This window comes from Pseudomonas sp. PS02303, from assembly GCF_029959925.1.
In the GTDB taxonomy this organism is placed as follows: domain Bacteria; phylum Pseudomonadota; class Gammaproteobacteria; order Pseudomonadales; family Pseudomonadaceae; genus Aquipseudomonas; species Aquipseudomonas mandelii.
Window position 1 is genome coordinate 33,122 of the sequence record NZ_JASCOM010000006.1, and the last position, 15,044, is coordinate 48,165.

Below are 15,044 nucleotides of genomic sequence, written 5' to 3' on the forward strand. Positions count from 1 at the left end.
ATTCTCTGTTTGTCGGCGCCCCTCGATTCCTTGCGAGCGGTGGTATTGGGCTGTTTATTATTGGGAAGCCGTAATGATTGGCATAAAAAGCATTGCGAGCTACGTTCCTGTAGCCGGCGTGGACAATTACGCACAAGGTGCAAAATTCGAAAAGGATGAAGAGTTCATCCTGGGCAAAATCGGTTCGGCCTTCCTGCCGCGCAAAGACGCCGGGCAAGAAACTTCGGACCTGTGTGTCGAAGCAGTCAACGCGCTGTTCGCCAACAATCCCGAATTGAAGCGTGAAGCCATCGACGTGCTGATCGTCGTTACCCAGAACGGCGATGAAGAAGGTCTGCCGCACACCGCCGCCATCGTTCAGGACAAACTGGGCCTGCCGACCACCGTGGCCGCGTTCGATATTTCCCTGGGCTGCTCCGGTTATGTCTACGGCATTTACGCCATCAAGGGTTTCATGGAAGCCGCGGGCCTGAAAAATGGCCTGCTGGTGACCGCCGATCCGTATTCGAAGATCGTCGACCCGGAAGACCGCAACACCACCATGCTCTTTGGCGATGCCGCCACTGCCACCTGGATGGGCGAAGACGCGCCATGGCAGTTGGGCAAGGCCAAGTTCGGCACCGACGGTTCCGGCGCGCCGCACCTGAAGGTTTCCGACGGGGTGTTCTTCATGAACGGCCGTCAGGTCTTCAACTTCGCGCTGCTCAAAGTGCCGGCGCATTTGCATGAACTGCTCGCTGATTCGGGCCTGACGGCCGATGATATTGACGCCTTCTGCATTCACCAGGGCAGCGCGGCCATTGTCGATGCTGTGGCGCGGCGTTTCGAGGGCGAGCCCGAGAAATTCATCAAGGACATGGTTGAAACCGGTAACACCGTGTCGTCGAGCATTCCGTTGCTGCTGGAAAAACATGTGCTGGACTCGAAATGGAAGCGCGTTGCGCTGAGTGGTTTCGGTGTTGGATTGTCATGGGGTTCGGCGATCATCTATCGCCCTTGAACCTTCGGCTCTTTAGTCAAAGAAAGCCAGGCACAAAAATAGCGTTCAAGGTGTAACCTTGAGCGCTATTTTATTTGCCCGAATGAAAAGCTAGGCTCCATAAGCGAGTTCTTTGAGCGCAACGCCGAAGTCATACAGCGCCGCTGGCCGCTGCTGTCGGTGCGCTTGCTGTTTGAAGATGCGAGTCTATTGCAGGCCGATCTGGTCGAGGGCCTGGGTTCGACGTTGAGCATCAATGGCATCCAGCTGGCCAGTCGTCATGACCGCACTATCGAGCCAAGCTTCAGGACGACAGAGCTGGCTGGCGCTGGCGGACTACCTGGAATACGAACTGGTCCAGTCGCTGCGCGGCAGTCTGTCAATTTAAAAGGTTTCTCTTCTGCCGGTGCAGGCGAGCCCTCGCCAATTCGTCACCGGCATTTCCCTGACGTCATTTTTCCGCTGCTCTCACGCTGGCAAACCCTTGAATTACGGGGGGTGGCAGTGTGATGGCAATATATTTTAAAAATCCCCTAAAGCAACCTGCATTCCCGACGATAACTATTACGAAGGTTCTCTAGGCCATACCCGGCGGTTGCCAGGGCCGGAAGCCGCAGTACCCAACCAACGAGGAATTCGTCATGGCTTTAACAGTAAACACTAACGTCACATCGTTGAACGTTCAGAAAAACCTGAACAAGGCTTCCGATGCTCTGTCCACTTCGATGAGTCGCCTGTCTTCCGGCCTGAAAATCAACAGTGCAAAAGACGACGCCGCCGGCCTGCAAATCGCTACCCGTATGACTTCGCAGATCCGTGGTCAGACCATGGCGATCAAAAACGCCAACGACGGTATCTCCATCGCCCAGACCGCTGAAGGCGCGATGCAGGAGCAGACCAACATTCTGCAGCGTATGCGTGAACTGGCTGTCCAGGCCCGTAACAGCAGCAACAGCGTTGACGACCGTGTAGCTCTTAATACTGAGTTTGCTCAGATGTCTGATGAGTTGACACGTATCGCCGACAGTACCCAACTTAATGGCAAGGATCTGTTGAAAACGGCAGCCAACGTCATGACGTTCCAGGTGGGTTCGAACACCGGTACTGAAAACCAGATCACTATTACACTTGGAGATCTTAAGGCTACCACCCTGGCTGTTGATAAAGCCTCCATCGCTATCACCGGCGATGACACTCAAATTCAGGCCAGTTTCTCGGCCGCCGTCGATGCAATTGACGCTGCGCTGAAAACAATCAACACCTCTCGTGCTGACCTCGGTGCTGCACAAAACCGTCTGACCAGCACCATCTCCAACCTGCAGAACATCAACGAAAACGCCAGTGCTGCACTGGGTCGCGTACAAGATACCGACTTCGCTGCTGAAACTGCACAGCTGACCAAGCAACAAACTCTGCAACAAGCTTCCACCGCAGTCCTGGCTCAAGCCAACCAGCTGCCTTCCGCTGTACTGAAACTGCTTCAGTAATAGCTGAGTGAGTTTTGGCGGGGGAGTGCGCACGTCGCGCTCTCTCGCTTTTTAGTTTAAGAGGTGATGGACATGGATATGAGCGTCAAGCTGAACTTGTCTTATCCTGCGCGCGAGCAGGCAGCAAAGACTGTTGCCGATGAGTCGGCGCACAAGCCTCTAGCGGAAACTGCGCCAGCGGTTGCCGTCAAGGATGAAAACAAAAGTGCCCAGACCGAGCAGGAACAACTGAAGATGGCCGTTCAGGAAATTGAAAAGTTCGTTCAGTCGGTCAGGCGTAATCTGGAATTCTCGATTGACGAGCCTTCAGGCAAAGTTGTGGTAAAAGTGATTGCCAGTGACTCCGGTGAGGTGGTCCGTCAGATCCCCAACGAAGAAGTCCTGAAACTGGCCAATAATTTGAATGATGCAAGCAGCTTGTTGTTCAGTGCAAAAGTCTGACAGCTGGCACTAAATTTGTTGCTATGTTCTTTTGGGCGTTGTAGTGGTCAAAAGACCGGCGAGACACTGAAGGGAGATTCACATGGCAAGTATAATTCTACCGGGCTTGGGCTTAGGCTCTGGCCTTGATACCACTGCTATCGTCAAGGCGCTGGTCGATGCTGACAAAGCGGCCAAGCAGGGGCAGATCGATCGGGGTACCAAGACCAATACTTCATCGATATCCGGTATCGGCACCTTGAAATCCTTGATGGCGGCCTTTGCCAAGTCCATGACGGATTTGGGGAGCAAGACCTCTCCGCAATTTGGGGGGTTTGTTGCATCTTCCTCCGAAGTGAAATTCGTCACCGCCATCGCGACTAATACGGCTGTTGGTGGCACCTACGCCATTGACGTCACGAACCTCGCAACCTCTTCCAAAGTGGCCAGTGCAGCTTTTGCCGGCGGCACGACCAGCTCGATCACTGATGGCACGTTGACCATCGAGCAAGGCAGCGGCACGTTCAACCTGGATATCAAGCCGGGGGCAACGCTGCAATCTGTTCGCGATTCGATCAATGCAGACGCGTCGCTCAAAAGTGCAGGTATCAGTGCCAACATCGTGACTGACTCCTTCGGCTCGCGTCTGGTGCTGGGCTCAACCACCACCGGTGCGGGTTCTGATATTTCTGTTAGTGGCATCCCTGAATTGACCATCGACGGCGGTAATGTCATCGGCACCAGTACTTCGCCCATGGATGAGTTTTCCGCCGGTTCCATCGGTGCAGTGGCGGTCGATGCGAAGTTCACCGTTGATGGCATGGCGTTGACCAGCAAATCCAATGCAGTGGATAAAGCGGTCTCCGGGCTGACGTTCAACCTGGTTTCGGTGGGCAAAGCGACCGTTACGGTTGCTACTAACACTGATGGCTTGAAAGCTTCGATCCAGAAGTTTGTGGATGCCTACAATGCAATCGCCAACAGCGTTACGGCGCTCACCAAACCTTCGCTCGATGATGAGGGTAATCCGACCGTTTCTGCGGCATTGACGGGGGATGCGTTGCCGCGTTCGATCTTGTCGGCTATTCGCGGGCCTCTGTCGGAAACCGGTGCGGGTGACAAGCTTACCGTGCTGGCGCAATTGGGGATTACCACCAACCAGAAGACCGGTGCGCTCGATTTTGACAGCACCAAATTCACCGCCGCCTTGAATGACAAAAAACTGGGCGGTGAAGTTCAGGAATTATTTACGGGTAACAACGGTCTGCTTGAGCGCATGAATAAGGCTATTGCGCCTTTTTCAGACGCGGGCGGTGTTCTGGATCAGCGCACGACCAGTTTGAACAAGACCAAGACCAAGTTGACCAATGAGCAGGCTGCCTTGGATCGCCGGATCGAATCCCTGACCGCTGTACTGACCAAAAAGTACAACGACATGGATACCCTGGTCGGCAAGCTGAAAGCGACTGCCAGCAACATCACTTCGATGTTCGAAGCAATGGCCGCGCAGCAGAAGAACAGCTGATAGCCCAGTAACGCCAAAAGCCCGGCAGCGTCGTTCAACGCTCCGGGCTTTTGTGTTTCGCGGCTAAAGTTTTTTGACGCGTCGTCGATATATTGTTTATACGAACCACAGATTTTTGATGAGGTACAGCATGAATCCAATGTTAGCCCTTCGCCAATACCAGAAGATTGGCGCTCAGGCGCAAACCTCCGAGGCCAGTCCGCACCGTCTCGTGCAGATGCTGATGGAAGGTGGTCTCGACCGTATTGCTCAAGCCAAAGGCGCCCTGGAGCGCAAGGATATTCCCAACCGGGGCATCTTCATCGGCAAGGCCATTGGCATCATCGGTGGTTTGCGTGAAGGGCTCGATCTTGAGAATTCCCTTGAGAGTGTAGGTGAGCTGGATAACCTCTACACCTACATGATGAAGCGCCTCACCGAGGCCAATGTAGGCGCCGATCCAAAAATCCTCGACGAAGTCGCCGACCTGCTTCGCACGGTCAAAGACGGTTGGGATGCCATTGCCGCTCCGGGTCCGCAGTTTTAAGGAGATCACCATGAGTCTTGTCTTGCAGCGAATCGAACTAACCCGCGATGCCCTCGTCGGTGCATTGGCCGAGCGCAACTGGGAGGCCATTAGTGAATTGGACCTGGCTTGTCGTTCCTGCATGGAAGACGTCTTGAGTGAAGCTTCGGTGGATGAGGTCGCATTGCGCGACAACCTTGAGGAGTTGCTGGGCGTGTATAAACAGCTTCTGGAGGCGGCGACAGGAGAGCGCCAGGCGATAGTCGACGAGATGTCGCAGATCCATCAAGCACAGAGCGCGGCAAAGGTTTACCATCTGTTTGGTTAATTAACCCTCAGTTAATCCAAACATAGTGCGCCATAAATTTGACTGTGCACGGTTTTTTGACTTAACTAGTGGCTGGTACCAGATTTCAGTCGTCTACAGGCATAACGTGTCTGCAAGCGTCTAGCTTGCCCCCTCATTTTGGGCATTGAGTTGACTAGGGAAGTTGCTATTGCATGTGGCGTGAAACCAAAATTCTGCTGATTGACGACGATAGCGTCCGCCGCCGCGATTTGGCGGTGATTTTAAATTTTCTTGGCGAAGAAAATTTACCCTGCGGTAGCCATGACTGGCAGCAGGCTGTCGGCTCTTTGTCCTCAAGTCGTGAAGTGATCTGTGTCCTCATCGGGACGGTCAATGCTCCTGGCGCACTTCCGGGCCTGTTAAAGACACTCGCAACCTGGGATGAGTTCCTTCCGGTTTTGTTAATGGGCGATAATTCTTCCATTGACTTGCCTGAAGACCAGCGTCGCCGAGTGCTTTCGACTCTCGAAATGCCACCCAGCTACAGCAAATTGCTCGACTCGCTGCACCGTGCGCAGGTCTATCGCGAGATGTACGACCAGGCCCGCGAGCGCGGTCGTCATCGCGAACCCAACCTTTTCCGTAGCCTTGTCGGCACCAGCCGGGCGATTCAGCACGTCCGTCAGATGATGCAGCAAGTGGCCGATACCGACGCCAGTGTGCTGATCCTTGGCGAGTCCGGCACCGGCAAGGAAGTGGTCGCGCGCAACCTGCACTACCACTCCAAGCGTCGTGACGCGCCGTTCGTTCCGGTCAACTGCGGGGCGATCCCGGCCGAGTTGCTGGAAAGCGAATTGTTCGGCCACGAGAAAGGCGCTTTCACCGGGGCGATCACCAGCCGCGCCGGGCGTTTTGAGTTGGCCAATGGCGGCACCCTGTTCCTCGACGAAATTGGCGACATGCCGTTGCCGATGCAGGTCAAGTTACTGCGCGTGTTGCAGGAGCGCACCTTCGAGCGCGTGGGCAGCAACAAGACCCAGAGTGTCGACGTGCGCATCATTGCGGCGACTCACAAGAATCTCGAAAGCATGATCGAGATCGGCACGTTCCGCGAAGACTTGTACTACCGCCTGAACGTGTTCCCGATCGAGATGGCGCCGCTGCGCGAACGTGTCGAAGACATCCCGTTGCTGATGAACGAGTTGATCTCGCGCATGGAGCACGAGAAGCGCGGTTCGATCCGCTTCAACTCGGCGGCGATCATGTCGCTGTGCCGTCACGGTTGGCCGGGCAACGTTCGCGAACTCGCCAACCTGGTGGAACGCATGGCGATCATGCACCCCTACGGGGTGATCGGCGTGGTCGAGCTGCCGAAGAAATTCCGCTACGTCGATGATGAAGACGAGCAACTGGTCGACAGCCTGCGCAGTGATCTTGAAGAGCGGGTGGCCATCAACGGTCATACCCCGGACTTCACCGCCAACGCCATGCTGCCGCCGGAAGGTCTGGACCTCAAAGACTACCTCGGTGGTCTGGAGCAGGGCTTGATTCAGCAGGCGCTGGATGATGCCAATGGGATCGTGGCGCGTGCCGCAGAACGCCTGCGTATTCGTCGTACCACGCTGGTGGAGAAGATGCGCAAGTACGGCATGAGCCGTCGCGACGGTGATGAACAGGCGGATGATTGACGCCTGTTTTTCAAGTCGTTCATTTGTAGGCGGTTTTTTTTAGGCACGGGTATTGCTACATCCCTCGCAACGTTCCGTTTAACTGACGGTCAGCCTAGCGAGAGAGCACGATGCCCCAAGCCGCCCAGATGTCTCCTGTCCCTGATGCTTCGGGGCAACCGTCGTCCGTAGAGCAGGCAAGCCGGCTTGGCCTTGAGCAGGCGTTCTCGCTGTTCAACCAAATGTCGAGCCAGCTGACTGATTCCTACAGCATGCTGGAAGCCCGGGTCACCGAGCTCAAGGGTGAGCTGGCGGTGGTCAGCGCTCAGCGCATGCAAGAGCTGGCGGAAAAGGAACGTCTGGCCAACCGACTGCAAAACCTCCTCGATCTGTTGCCTGGCGGCGTCATCGTCATCGATGCCCAGGGCATTGTGCGTGAAGCCAACCCGGCGGCCTGCGAGTTGCTCGGCCTGCCCCTCGAAGGCGAGCTCTGGCGCCATGTCATTGCCCGTTGCTTTGCTCCTCGCGAAGACGACGGTCACGAAATCTCTCTGAAAGACGGTCGACGTCTGTCGATCGCCACTCGTTCGCTGGATGCCGAGCCCGGGCAGTTGGTGTTGCTCAACGACCTGACCGAAACCCGTCATCTGCAAGATCAGCTGGCTCGCCACGAGCGCCTGTCGTCTCTCGGCCGAATGGTCGCCTCGCTGGCCCATCAGATTCGGACGCCGTTGTCCGCCGCGTTGCTCTACGCCAGTCATTTGGCTGAGCAGGAATTGCCGGTCGCCACGCAGCAACGTTTTGCCGGGCGCCTGAAAGAGCGGTTGCATGAGCTGGAACATCAGGTTCGCGACATGCTGGTGTTCGCGCGCGGCGAGCTGCCGTTGACCGACCGCGTCACGCCCAAGCAATTGATGCAGTCGCTGCAATCGGCGGCACTGACTCATGTTCAGGATTTGCCGATTCGCTGGCAGTGCGACAGTCATGCCGGTGAACTGCTGTGCAACCGCGACACCTTGGTCGGCGCAATCCTTAATCTGATCGAGAACGCCGTTCAGGCCAGTGCCGGTGATGTCCGCTTGAAAGTGCATTTCTATGCAAGGGGAAACAACCTGCGGGTGTGCATCAGTGACAACGGCAGCGGCATCGACGGCAAAGTACTGGCGCGCTTGGGTGAGCCGTTTTTCACCACTAAAACCACCGGGACTGGCCTGGGCCTGACCGTGGTCAAGGCCGTGGCCCGTGCTCATCAGGGAGAATTGCAGTTGCGCTCGCGGCCGGGTCGCGGCACCTGCGCGCAGGTCATCCTGCCGCTTTTTTCCGGTGAACAGCCTAACGCTCAGGGAGCGGAGTGAAGGACATGGCAATCAAGGTTTTACTGGTCGAGGACGACCGCGCGCTACGCGAAGCACTGGCCGATACGCTGCTGCTCGCGGGGCACGATTACACGGCCGTCGGTTCGGCGGAAGAGGCGCTCGCGACGGTCGGCAATGAGGCCTTCAGCCTGGTGATCAGCGACGTCAATATGCCAGGCATGGACGGCCATCAACTGCTCGGTTTGCTGCGAACGCGTCAGCCGCAATTGCCGGTGTTGCTGATGACCGCTCATGGTGCGGTCGAGCGGGCCGTCGATGCGATGCGCCAGGGCGCGGCGGATTATCTGGTCAAGCCGTTCGAGCCCAAAGCCTTGCTCGACCTCGTGGCGCGGCACGCACTGGGCACGCTCGGTGCGACCGAGAGCGAAGGGCCGATCGCCTTCGAGCCGGCCAGTGTGCAATTGCTGGAACTGGCCGCGCGGGTCGCGCGCAGCGATTCGACGGTATTGATCTCCGGCGAGTCCGGGACCGGTAAAGAGGTGTTGGCGCGTTATATCCATCAGCACTCCCATCGCGCCAGTCAGCCGTTCATTGCGATCAACTGCGCGGCGATCCCCGACAACATGCTCGAAGCCACTTTGTTCGGTCACGAAAAAGGTTCATTCACCGGCGCCATCGCGGCGCAGGCCGGCAAGTTCGAGCAGGCCGATGGCGGAACGATCCTGCTCGACGAAATTTCTGAAATGCCCCTCGGGCTCCAGGCCAAATTGCTGCGGGTGTTGCAGGAGCGTGAAGTCGAACGGGTCGGCGCACGCAAGCCGATCTCCCTGGATATACGGGTCGTGGCGACCACCAACCGTGACCTGTCCGGTGAGGTGTCGGCGGGGCGGTTCCGTGAAGATCTCTTCTATCGATTGTCGGTATTTCCGCTGGCCTGGCGTCCGCTGCGCGAGCGTACCGCCGACATCCTGCCGCTGGCCGAGCGTCTGCTGGCCAAACACGTCAATAAAATGAAGCATGCCGCGGCGAAACTGTCGCCCGAGGCGCAGGCGTGCCTGATCGGTTATCCGTGGCCGGGCAACGTGCGTGAACTGGATAACGCGATCCAGCGCGCCTTGATTCTGCAGCAGGGTGGTTTGATCCAGCCCCAGGATTTCTGCCTGTCCGGACCGGTGGCTTGTGCGCCGTTGCCGGCGTTGGCGCCGGTGCGGGTCGTGGAGGTCGAGGCTGAATCGGCCGGGGCGTTGGGTGATGACCTGCGTCGCCGTGAATTCCAGATGATCATCGACACCTTGCGTTCCGAGCGCGGCCGTCGCAAAGAAGCGGCTGAGCGATTGGGCATCAGCCCACGCACCTTGCGCTACAAGCTGGCGCAGATGCGCGATGCCGGGATGGATGTGGAAGCTTATTTGTTCGCGACTTGATTCGTTCGCCAACAACGCCCGGGAAACGCTTTTGTTCAGAGCAGCCACGGAGCTGGCACCCTTGTTGCTAACACCTCACTACCCGCCGAGTGAGTGTCAAAAAATTGCGGGTCGCCAACGAGAGTAGACCATGAGCCAAGGTATTGAATTTAATCGGTTGATGCTGGACATGCGCTCCATGCAAATGGATGCCATGTCTGCGCCTAAATCGACTGCCGCAGTCCCTGAACTGGGTGGCAGCAGCTTTTCCGACATGCTCGGTCAGGCTGTCAATAAAGTGAACGACACCCAGCAAGCGTCCAGTCAGTTGGCCAGTGCCTTCGAGATCGGCAAAAGTGGCGTCGACCTGACGGATGTCATGATTTCCTCGCAGAAGGCCAGCGTGTCTTTTCAAGCGTTGACCCAAGTGCGAAACAAGCTGGTTCAGGCATACCAAGACATCATGCAGATGCCGGTTTAAGGACGAATTGAGTCATGGCAGAAGCAGTCGCCGATAACGTTCCGGCCAAGGCCACCCCAGTAGACGGCAAACCGCCGCTGTTCGGGTTGTCCTTCCTGGAAAACCTCTCCGAGATGACCATGTTGCGTCAGGTGGGCCTGTTGGTCGGCCTGGCTGCGAGCGTGGCGATTGGTTTTGCCGTGGTGCTGTGGTCGCAGCAGCCGGACTACCGGCCTCTGTACGGCAGCCTCGCCGGTATGGACGCCAAGCAGGTCATGGATACCCTGGCCGCCGCCGATATTCCCTACACTGTTGAACCCAACTCCGGTGCCTTGCTGGTCAAGGCCGAAGACCTGTCCCGTGCACGGCTCAAGCTCGCGGGCGCTGGTGTCACTCCCAGCGATGGCAACATCGGTTTTGAAATCCTCGACAAGGACCAGGGCCTGGGGACCAGCCAGTTCATGGAAGCGACCCGTTATCGTCGCGGCCTCGAAGGCGAACTGGCGCGGACCATTTCCAGCCTGAACAACGTCAAGGGCGCTCGCGTGCACCTGGCGATTCCGAAAAGCTCGGTGTTCGTGCGTGACGAACGCAAGCCAAGCGCTTCGGTGCTGGTTGAACTGTATTCCGGCCGCTCGCTGGAGCCGGGTCAGGTGGTGGCGATCATCAATCTGGTCGCGACCAGCGTTCCCGAACTCAGCAAATCCCAGATCACCGTGGTCGACCAGAAGGGCAACCTGCTGTCGGATCAGGCGGAAAATTCCGAACTGACCATGGCCGGTAAGCAATTTGACTACAGCCGTCGCATGGAAAGCATGCTGACCCAGCGCGTGCACAATATCCTGCAACCGGTGCTGGGCAACGACCGCTACAAAGCCGAAGTCTCGGCCGACGTGGACTTCAGCGCTGTCGAGTCGACCTCCGAGCAGTTCAACCCGGATCAACCGGCGTTGCGCAGCGAGCAGTCGGTCAACGAACAACGCACTGCCAGCAATGGCCCGCAAGGTGTGCCGGGTGCCCTGAGCAACCAGCCGCCATCGCCAGCTTCCGCGCCGCAGACCACCGGTGGCAGCACCGCGGCAGCCGGCATGGTTCAGCCAGGCCAGCCGTTGATCGATGCCAACGGTCAGCAAATCATGGACCCGGCCACCGGCCAGCCGATGCTGGCGCCGTATCCGGCGGACAAGCGTCAACAATCCACCAAGAACTTCGAACTCGACCGTTCGATCAGCCACACCAAACAACAGCAGGGCCGTTTGAATCGCCTGTCGGTGTCGGTGGTGGTGGATGATCAGGTCAAGATCAACGCCGCCAATGGCGAGACCACCCGTGCGCCGTGGAGCGCCGATGAATTGGCGCGCTTCACTCGCCTGGTGCAGGACGCCGTCGGTTTCGACGCGAGCCGGGGTGACAGCGTCAGCGTGATCAACATGCCGTTCTCCGCCGAGCGCGGTGAAGTGATTGCCGATATTCCGTTCTACTCCCAGCCTTGGTTCTGGGACATCGTCAAGCAAGTGCTGGGTGTCTTGTTCATCCTGGTGCTGGTGTTCGGTGTGCTGCGTCCGGTGCTCAACAACATCACCGGTGGCGGCAAAGGCAAGCAACTGGCCGGCATTGGCAGCGACGTGGAACTCGGTGGCATGGGCGGCCTGGACGGCGAACTGGGCAACGACCGCGTCAGCCTCGGTGGTCCGCAAAGCATCCTGCTGCCGAGCCCGAGCGAAGGCTATGACGCACAGTTGAATGCAATCAAGAGTCTGGTGGCAGAAGATCCGGGTCGCGTGGCCCAGGTCGTGAAAGAGTGGATTAACGCAGATGAGTGATAACCGAGCCGTTGCCGCCAAACTGACCAAGGTCGACAAAGCCGCGATTCTGCTGCTGTCCCTGGGTTCGACCGATGCTGCCCAGGTGTTGCGCCACATGGGGCCCAAAGAGGTCCAGCGCGTCGGCGTGGCCATGGCGCAGATGGGCAACGTCCATCGCGAGCAGGTCGAACAGGTCATGAGCGAGTTCGTCGACATCGTCGGCGACCAGACCAGCCTGGGCGTCGGCTCCGACGACTACGTGCGCAAAATGCTCACCCAGGCACTGGGCGAAGACAAGGCCAACGGCCTGATCGACCGCATCCTGCTGGGCGGCAACACCAGCGGCCTCGACAGCCTGAAGTGGATGGAACCGCGCGCCGTCGCCGATGTGATCCGTTACGAGCACCCGCAGATCCAGGCGATCGTCGTGGCCTACCTCGACCCGGATCAGGCTGGTGAAGTGCTTGGCAACTTCGACCACAAGGTGCGTCTGGACATCATTCTGCGGGTCTCCTCGCTGAACACCGTGCAGCCAGCGGCCCTGAAAGAACTCAACCAGATTCTCGAGAAGCAGTTCTCCGGCAACTCGAATGCCTCGCGCACCACCCTGGGTGGCATCAAGCGTGCGGCCGACATCATGAACTTCCTCGACAGCTCGATCGAAGGCCAGCTGATGGACTCGATCCGCGAAGTCGACGAAGACCTGTCCGGTCAGATCGAAGACCTCATGTTCGTGTTCAACAACCTGTCCGATGTCGACGACCGCGGGATTCAGGCGTTGCTGCGCGAAGTGTCCTCCGACGTGCTGGTGCTGGCCCTCAAGGGTTCGGACGAAGGCGTCAAGGAAAAGATCTTCAAGAACATGTCCAAACGAGCGGCCGAACTGTTGCGCGACGACCTCGAGGCCAAGGGCCCGGTGCGCGTCAGCGACGTGGAAACCGCGCAGAAAGAAATCCTCACCATTGCCCGCCGTATGGCCGAAGCCGGAGAAATCGTTCTCGGCGGGAAGGGCGGCGAAGAGATGATCTAAGGTCACTATGTCGTCCAAACATGATGAGTCCCAGACCGACCTGATCCGAGGCAAGGCCGTCGCCGGTTTCGATGTCTGGGCGTTGCCCAGTTTCGATCCGTTTGTGCCGGAGCCCGAGCCGGAACCCGAGCCCGAACCGCCGGAAATGGAAGAAGTGCCGCTGGATGAAGTCCAGCCACTGACCCTCGAAGAACTCGAAAGCATCCGTCAGGAGGCTTACAACGAAGGCTTCGCCATCGGCGAGAAAGAAGGCTTCCACAGCACCACACTCAAGGTCCGTCAGGAAGCTGAAGCCGTCCTGGCGCCGAAGGTTGCCGGCCTGGAACAGCTGATGGCCAACCTGTTCGAGCCCATTGCCGAGCAGGACACCCAGATCGAGAAATCCTTGGTCGACCTCGTGCAGCACATCACCAAACAGGTGATTCAGCGCGAACTGGCCATCGACTCGACGCAAATCGAACACGTCATGCGCGAAGCCCTCAAGCTCTTGCCGCTGGGCGTGGGTAACGTGCGGCTGCACATCAATCCGCAGGACTTCGAACAGGTCAAAGCCCTGCGCGAGCGCCATGAAGAAACCTGGCGCATCGTCGAAGACGAATCCCTGCTGCCCGGCGGTTGCCGGGTCGAGACCGAACACAGTCGCATTGACGCCACCGTTGAAACCCGCGTCGCCCAAGTCATGGCCAAGCTGTTCGATCAGTTGCATGACCAGGCCTTGCACCCGGCCGCTCCGGATCTGAGCCTGGAACTGCCGGTCGACGAAAAACCTGCGGTCGAGCCGACGCTGGACGAACCTGATGCGCCTTGATCGCACCAGCTTCGCCAAGCGCCTGGGCAGTTACGCCGAGGTCACTACGCTGGCGGGGGCGCCGATCCTCGAAGGCCGTCTGCTGCGCATGGTGGGCCTGACCCTCGAAGCCGAAGGTTTGCGCGCGGCAATGGGCAGCCGCTGCATGGTCATCAACGACGACAGTTATCAACCGGTGCAGGTCGAAGCCGAAGTCATGGGTTTCTCCGGCAGCAAGGTGTTCCTGATGCCGGTCGGCAGCGTCGCCGGCATTGCGCCCGGTGCCCGCGTGGTGCCTATGGCAGACACTGGCCGCTTGCCGATGGGCATGAGCATGCTCGGGCGGGTGCTGGACGGCGCCGGTCGTGCGCTGGATGGCAAGGGCGGCATGAAAGCCGAAGACTGGGTGCCGATGGACGGTCCGACCATTAACCCGCTCAAGCGTGAACCGATCAGTGAACCGCTCGATGTGGGCATTCGCACCATCAACGGTTTGTTGACGGTCGGTCGCGGTCAGCGTCTCGGTCTGTTCGCCGGTACCGGCGTCGGTAAATCCGTGCTGCTGGGCATGATGACCCGCTTTACCGAGGCCGACATTATCGTGGTCGGGCTGATCGGTGAGCGGGGTCGTGAAGTTAAAGAATTCATCGAGCACATCCTCGGTGAAGAAGGGCTCAAGCGTTCGGTGGTCGTCGCCTCGCCGGCGGACGATGCACCGCTGATGCGTCTGCGCGCCGCGATGTACTGCACGCGAATCGCCGAGTATTTCCGCGACAAGGGCAAGAACGTCCTGTTGCTCATGGACTCGCTGACCCGTTTCGCCCAGGCCCAGCGGGAAATCGCCCTGGCCATTGGCGAGCCGCCCGCGACCAAAGGCTATCCGCCGTCGGTGTTCGCCAAGTTGCCGAAACTGGTGGAGCGGGCCGGTAACGCCGAGAAGGGCGGCGGTTCGATCACCGCGTTCTACACCGTGTTGTCCGAAGGCGATGACCAACAGGACCCGATTGCCGACTCGGCGCGAGGCGTGCTCGACGGGCACATCGTGCTGTCCCGGCGCCTGGCGGAAGAAGGTCATTACCCGGCCATCGATATCGAAGCCTCCATCAGCCGGGTCATGCCGTCGGTGGTCAGCCCCGAGCACATGGCGCGGGCGCAGATGTTCAAACAGTACTGGTCGCGCTATCAGCAGAGCCGCGACTTGATCAGCGTCGGTGCCTACGTGCCGGGCGGTGATCGTGAAACCGACGTCGCGATTTCCCTGCAGCCGGCCATGACCACTTATCTGCGTCAGGGCTTGAACGACAATATCGGCATGGGCGCCAGCGAAAACCACCTCGCCTCGATCTTTGCTCCGGCAGCGGGCGGCTAACC

At 58.6% G+C, this 15,044-nt stretch carries 14 protein-coding genes and 1 pseudogene; all 15 read left to right on the forward strand.

Annotation, left to right across the window (positions count from 1 at the left end; translation table 11 throughout):
• Nucleotides 1-73 precede the first annotated feature (73 nt).
• The 15 genes and pseudogenes from QMX98_RS03030 (at nt 74) to fliI (ending at nt 15,042) form a co-directional block, all read left to right on the forward strand.
• Nucleotides 74-1,000, forward strand: coding sequence for a ketoacyl-ACP synthase III (locus QMX98_RS03030; protein ID WP_007894181.1), 927 nt, complete (start codon nt 74-76; stop codon nt 998-1,000).
• 99 nt (nt 1,001-1,099) lie between these two features.
• Nucleotides 1,100-1,270, forward strand: a pseudogene (locus QMX98_RS03035) (motility accessory factor Maf-2); the annotation flags it as partial.
• A 350-nt stretch (nt 1,271-1,620) separates the two neighbouring features.
• A complete protein-coding gene (locus QMX98_RS03040; RefSeq protein WP_282410240.1) occupies nt 1,621-2,466 on the forward strand; it encodes a flagellin domain-containing protein in 846 nt (281 codons plus the stop codon).
• A gap of 72 nt (nt 2,467-2,538) precedes the next feature.
• Entirely contained in the window at nt 2,539-2,907 is a 369-nt protein-coding gene (locus tag QMX98_RS03045) for a flagellar protein FlaG (RefSeq protein WP_282410241.1), read from the forward strand.
• A gap of 82 nt (nt 2,908-2,989) precedes the next feature.
• Entirely contained in the window at nt 2,990-4,411 is a 1,422-nt protein-coding gene (fliD, locus tag QMX98_RS03050; RefSeq protein WP_282410242.1) for a flagellar filament capping protein FliD, read from the forward strand.
• Between the two features lie 130 nt (nt 4,412-4,541).
• Complete coding sequence (fliS, locus tag QMX98_RS03055; protein WP_282410243.1) at nt 4,542-4,937, forward strand: flagellar export chaperone FliS; 396 nt, start codon at nt 4,542-4,544, stop codon at nt 4,935-4,937.
• A 10-nt stretch (nt 4,938-4,947) separates the two neighbouring features.
• Nucleotides 4,948-5,244: a hypothetical protein gene (locus QMX98_RS03060; RefSeq protein ID WP_010456970.1), complete on the forward strand. Its 297-nt coding sequence runs from the start codon at nt 4,948-4,950 to the stop codon at nt 5,242-5,244.
• A 173-nt stretch (nt 5,245-5,417) separates the two neighbouring features.
• Entirely contained in the window at nt 5,418-6,893 is a 1,476-nt protein-coding gene (locus tag QMX98_RS03065; RefSeq protein ID WP_010456968.1) for a sigma-54 dependent transcriptional regulator, read from the forward strand.
• Between the two features lie 128 nt (nt 6,894-7,021).
• Complete coding sequence (locus QMX98_RS03070) at nt 7,022-8,227, forward strand: ATP-binding protein (RefSeq protein ID WP_282410255.1); 1,206 nt, start codon at nt 7,022-7,024, stop codon at nt 8,225-8,227.
• Nucleotides 8,228-8,232: 5 nt separating this feature from the next.
• Complete coding sequence (locus QMX98_RS03075; protein ID WP_010456964.1) at nt 8,233-9,612, forward strand: sigma-54 dependent transcriptional regulator; 1,380 nt, start codon at nt 8,233-8,235, stop codon at nt 9,610-9,612.
• A 130-nt stretch (nt 9,613-9,742) separates the two neighbouring features.
• The gene (gene fliE / locus QMX98_RS03080; RefSeq protein ID WP_010456962.1) at nt 9,743-10,072 is read left to right on the forward strand and encodes a flagellar hook-basal body complex protein FliE; all 330 of its coding nucleotides are present in this window, start codon (nt 9,743-9,745) and stop codon (nt 10,070-10,072) included.
• A gap of 14 nt (nt 10,073-10,086) precedes the next feature.
• Nucleotides 10,087-11,874 carry a flagellar basal-body MS-ring/collar protein FliF gene (gene fliF, locus QMX98_RS03085; protein ID WP_169856637.1) on the forward strand — a complete coding sequence of 596 codons (1,788 nt, stop codon included), beginning with the start codon at nt 10,087-10,089 and terminating at the stop codon, nt 11,872-11,874.
• Nucleotides 11,867-12,886, forward strand: a complete 1,020-nt coding sequence (gene fliG / locus QMX98_RS03090; RefSeq protein ID WP_007894195.1) for a flagellar motor switch protein FliG — start codon at nt 11,867-11,869, stop codon at nt 12,884-12,886. Before fliF ends, fliG begins: the two co-directional genes overlap by 8 nt.
• Nucleotides 12,887-12,893: 7 nt before the next feature.
• On the forward strand, nt 12,894-13,694 hold the full coding sequence (gene fliH, locus QMX98_RS03095) for a flagellar assembly protein FliH (RefSeq protein ID WP_010456958.1): 801 nt from the start codon (nt 12,894-12,896) through the stop codon (nt 13,692-13,694).
• Nucleotides 13,684-15,042: a flagellar protein export ATPase FliI gene (fliI, locus tag QMX98_RS03100; RefSeq protein WP_077748627.1), complete on the forward strand. Its 1,359-nt coding sequence runs from the start codon at nt 13,684-13,686 to the stop codon at nt 15,040-15,042. Before fliH ends, fliI begins: the two co-directional genes overlap by 11 nt.
• The last annotated feature ends 2 nt before the right edge of the window (nt 15,043-15,044 follow it).

Coding starts and splice junctions, on each gene's coding strand:
- QMX98_RS03030 (WP_007894181.1), top strand. CDS start 74: ATGATTGGCATAAAAAGCATTGCGAGCTACGTTCCTGTAGCCGGCGTG.
- QMX98_RS03040 (WP_282410240.1), top strand. CDS start 1,621: ATGGCTTTAACAGTAAACACTAACGTCACATCGTTGAACGTTCAGAAA.
- QMX98_RS03045 (WP_282410241.1), top strand. CDS start 2,539: ATGGATATGAGCGTCAAGCTGAACTTGTCTTATCCTGCGCGCGAGCAG.
- fliD (WP_282410242.1), top strand. CDS start 2,990: ATGGCAAGTATAATTCTACCGGGCTTGGGCTTAGGCTCTGGCCTTGAT.
- fliS (WP_282410243.1), top strand. CDS start 4,542: ATGAATCCAATGTTAGCCCTTCGCCAATACCAGAAGATTGGCGCTCAG.
- QMX98_RS03060 (WP_010456970.1), top strand. CDS start 4,948: ATGAGTCTTGTCTTGCAGCGAATCGAACTAACCCGCGATGCCCTCGTC.
- QMX98_RS03065 (WP_010456968.1), top strand. CDS start 5,418: ATGTGGCGTGAAACCAAAATTCTGCTGATTGACGACGATAGCGTCCGC.
- QMX98_RS03070 (WP_282410255.1), top strand. CDS start 7,022: ATGTCTCCTGTCCCTGATGCTTCGGGGCAACCGTCGTCCGTAGAGCAG.
- QMX98_RS03075 (WP_010456964.1), top strand. CDS start 8,233: ATGGCAATCAAGGTTTTACTGGTCGAGGACGACCGCGCGCTACGCGAA.
- fliE (WP_010456962.1), top strand. CDS start 9,743: ATGAGCCAAGGTATTGAATTTAATCGGTTGATGCTGGACATGCGCTCC.
- fliF (WP_169856637.1), top strand. CDS start 10,087: ATGGCAGAAGCAGTCGCCGATAACGTTCCGGCCAAGGCCACCCCAGTA.
- fliG (WP_007894195.1), top strand. CDS start 11,867: ATGAGTGATAACCGAGCCGTTGCCGCCAAACTGACCAAGGTCGACAAA.
- fliH (WP_010456958.1), top strand. CDS start 12,894: ATGTCGTCCAAACATGATGAGTCCCAGACCGACCTGATCCGAGGCAAG.
- fliI (WP_077748627.1), top strand. CDS start 13,684: ATGCGCCTTGATCGCACCAGCTTCGCCAAGCGCCTGGGCAGTTACGCC.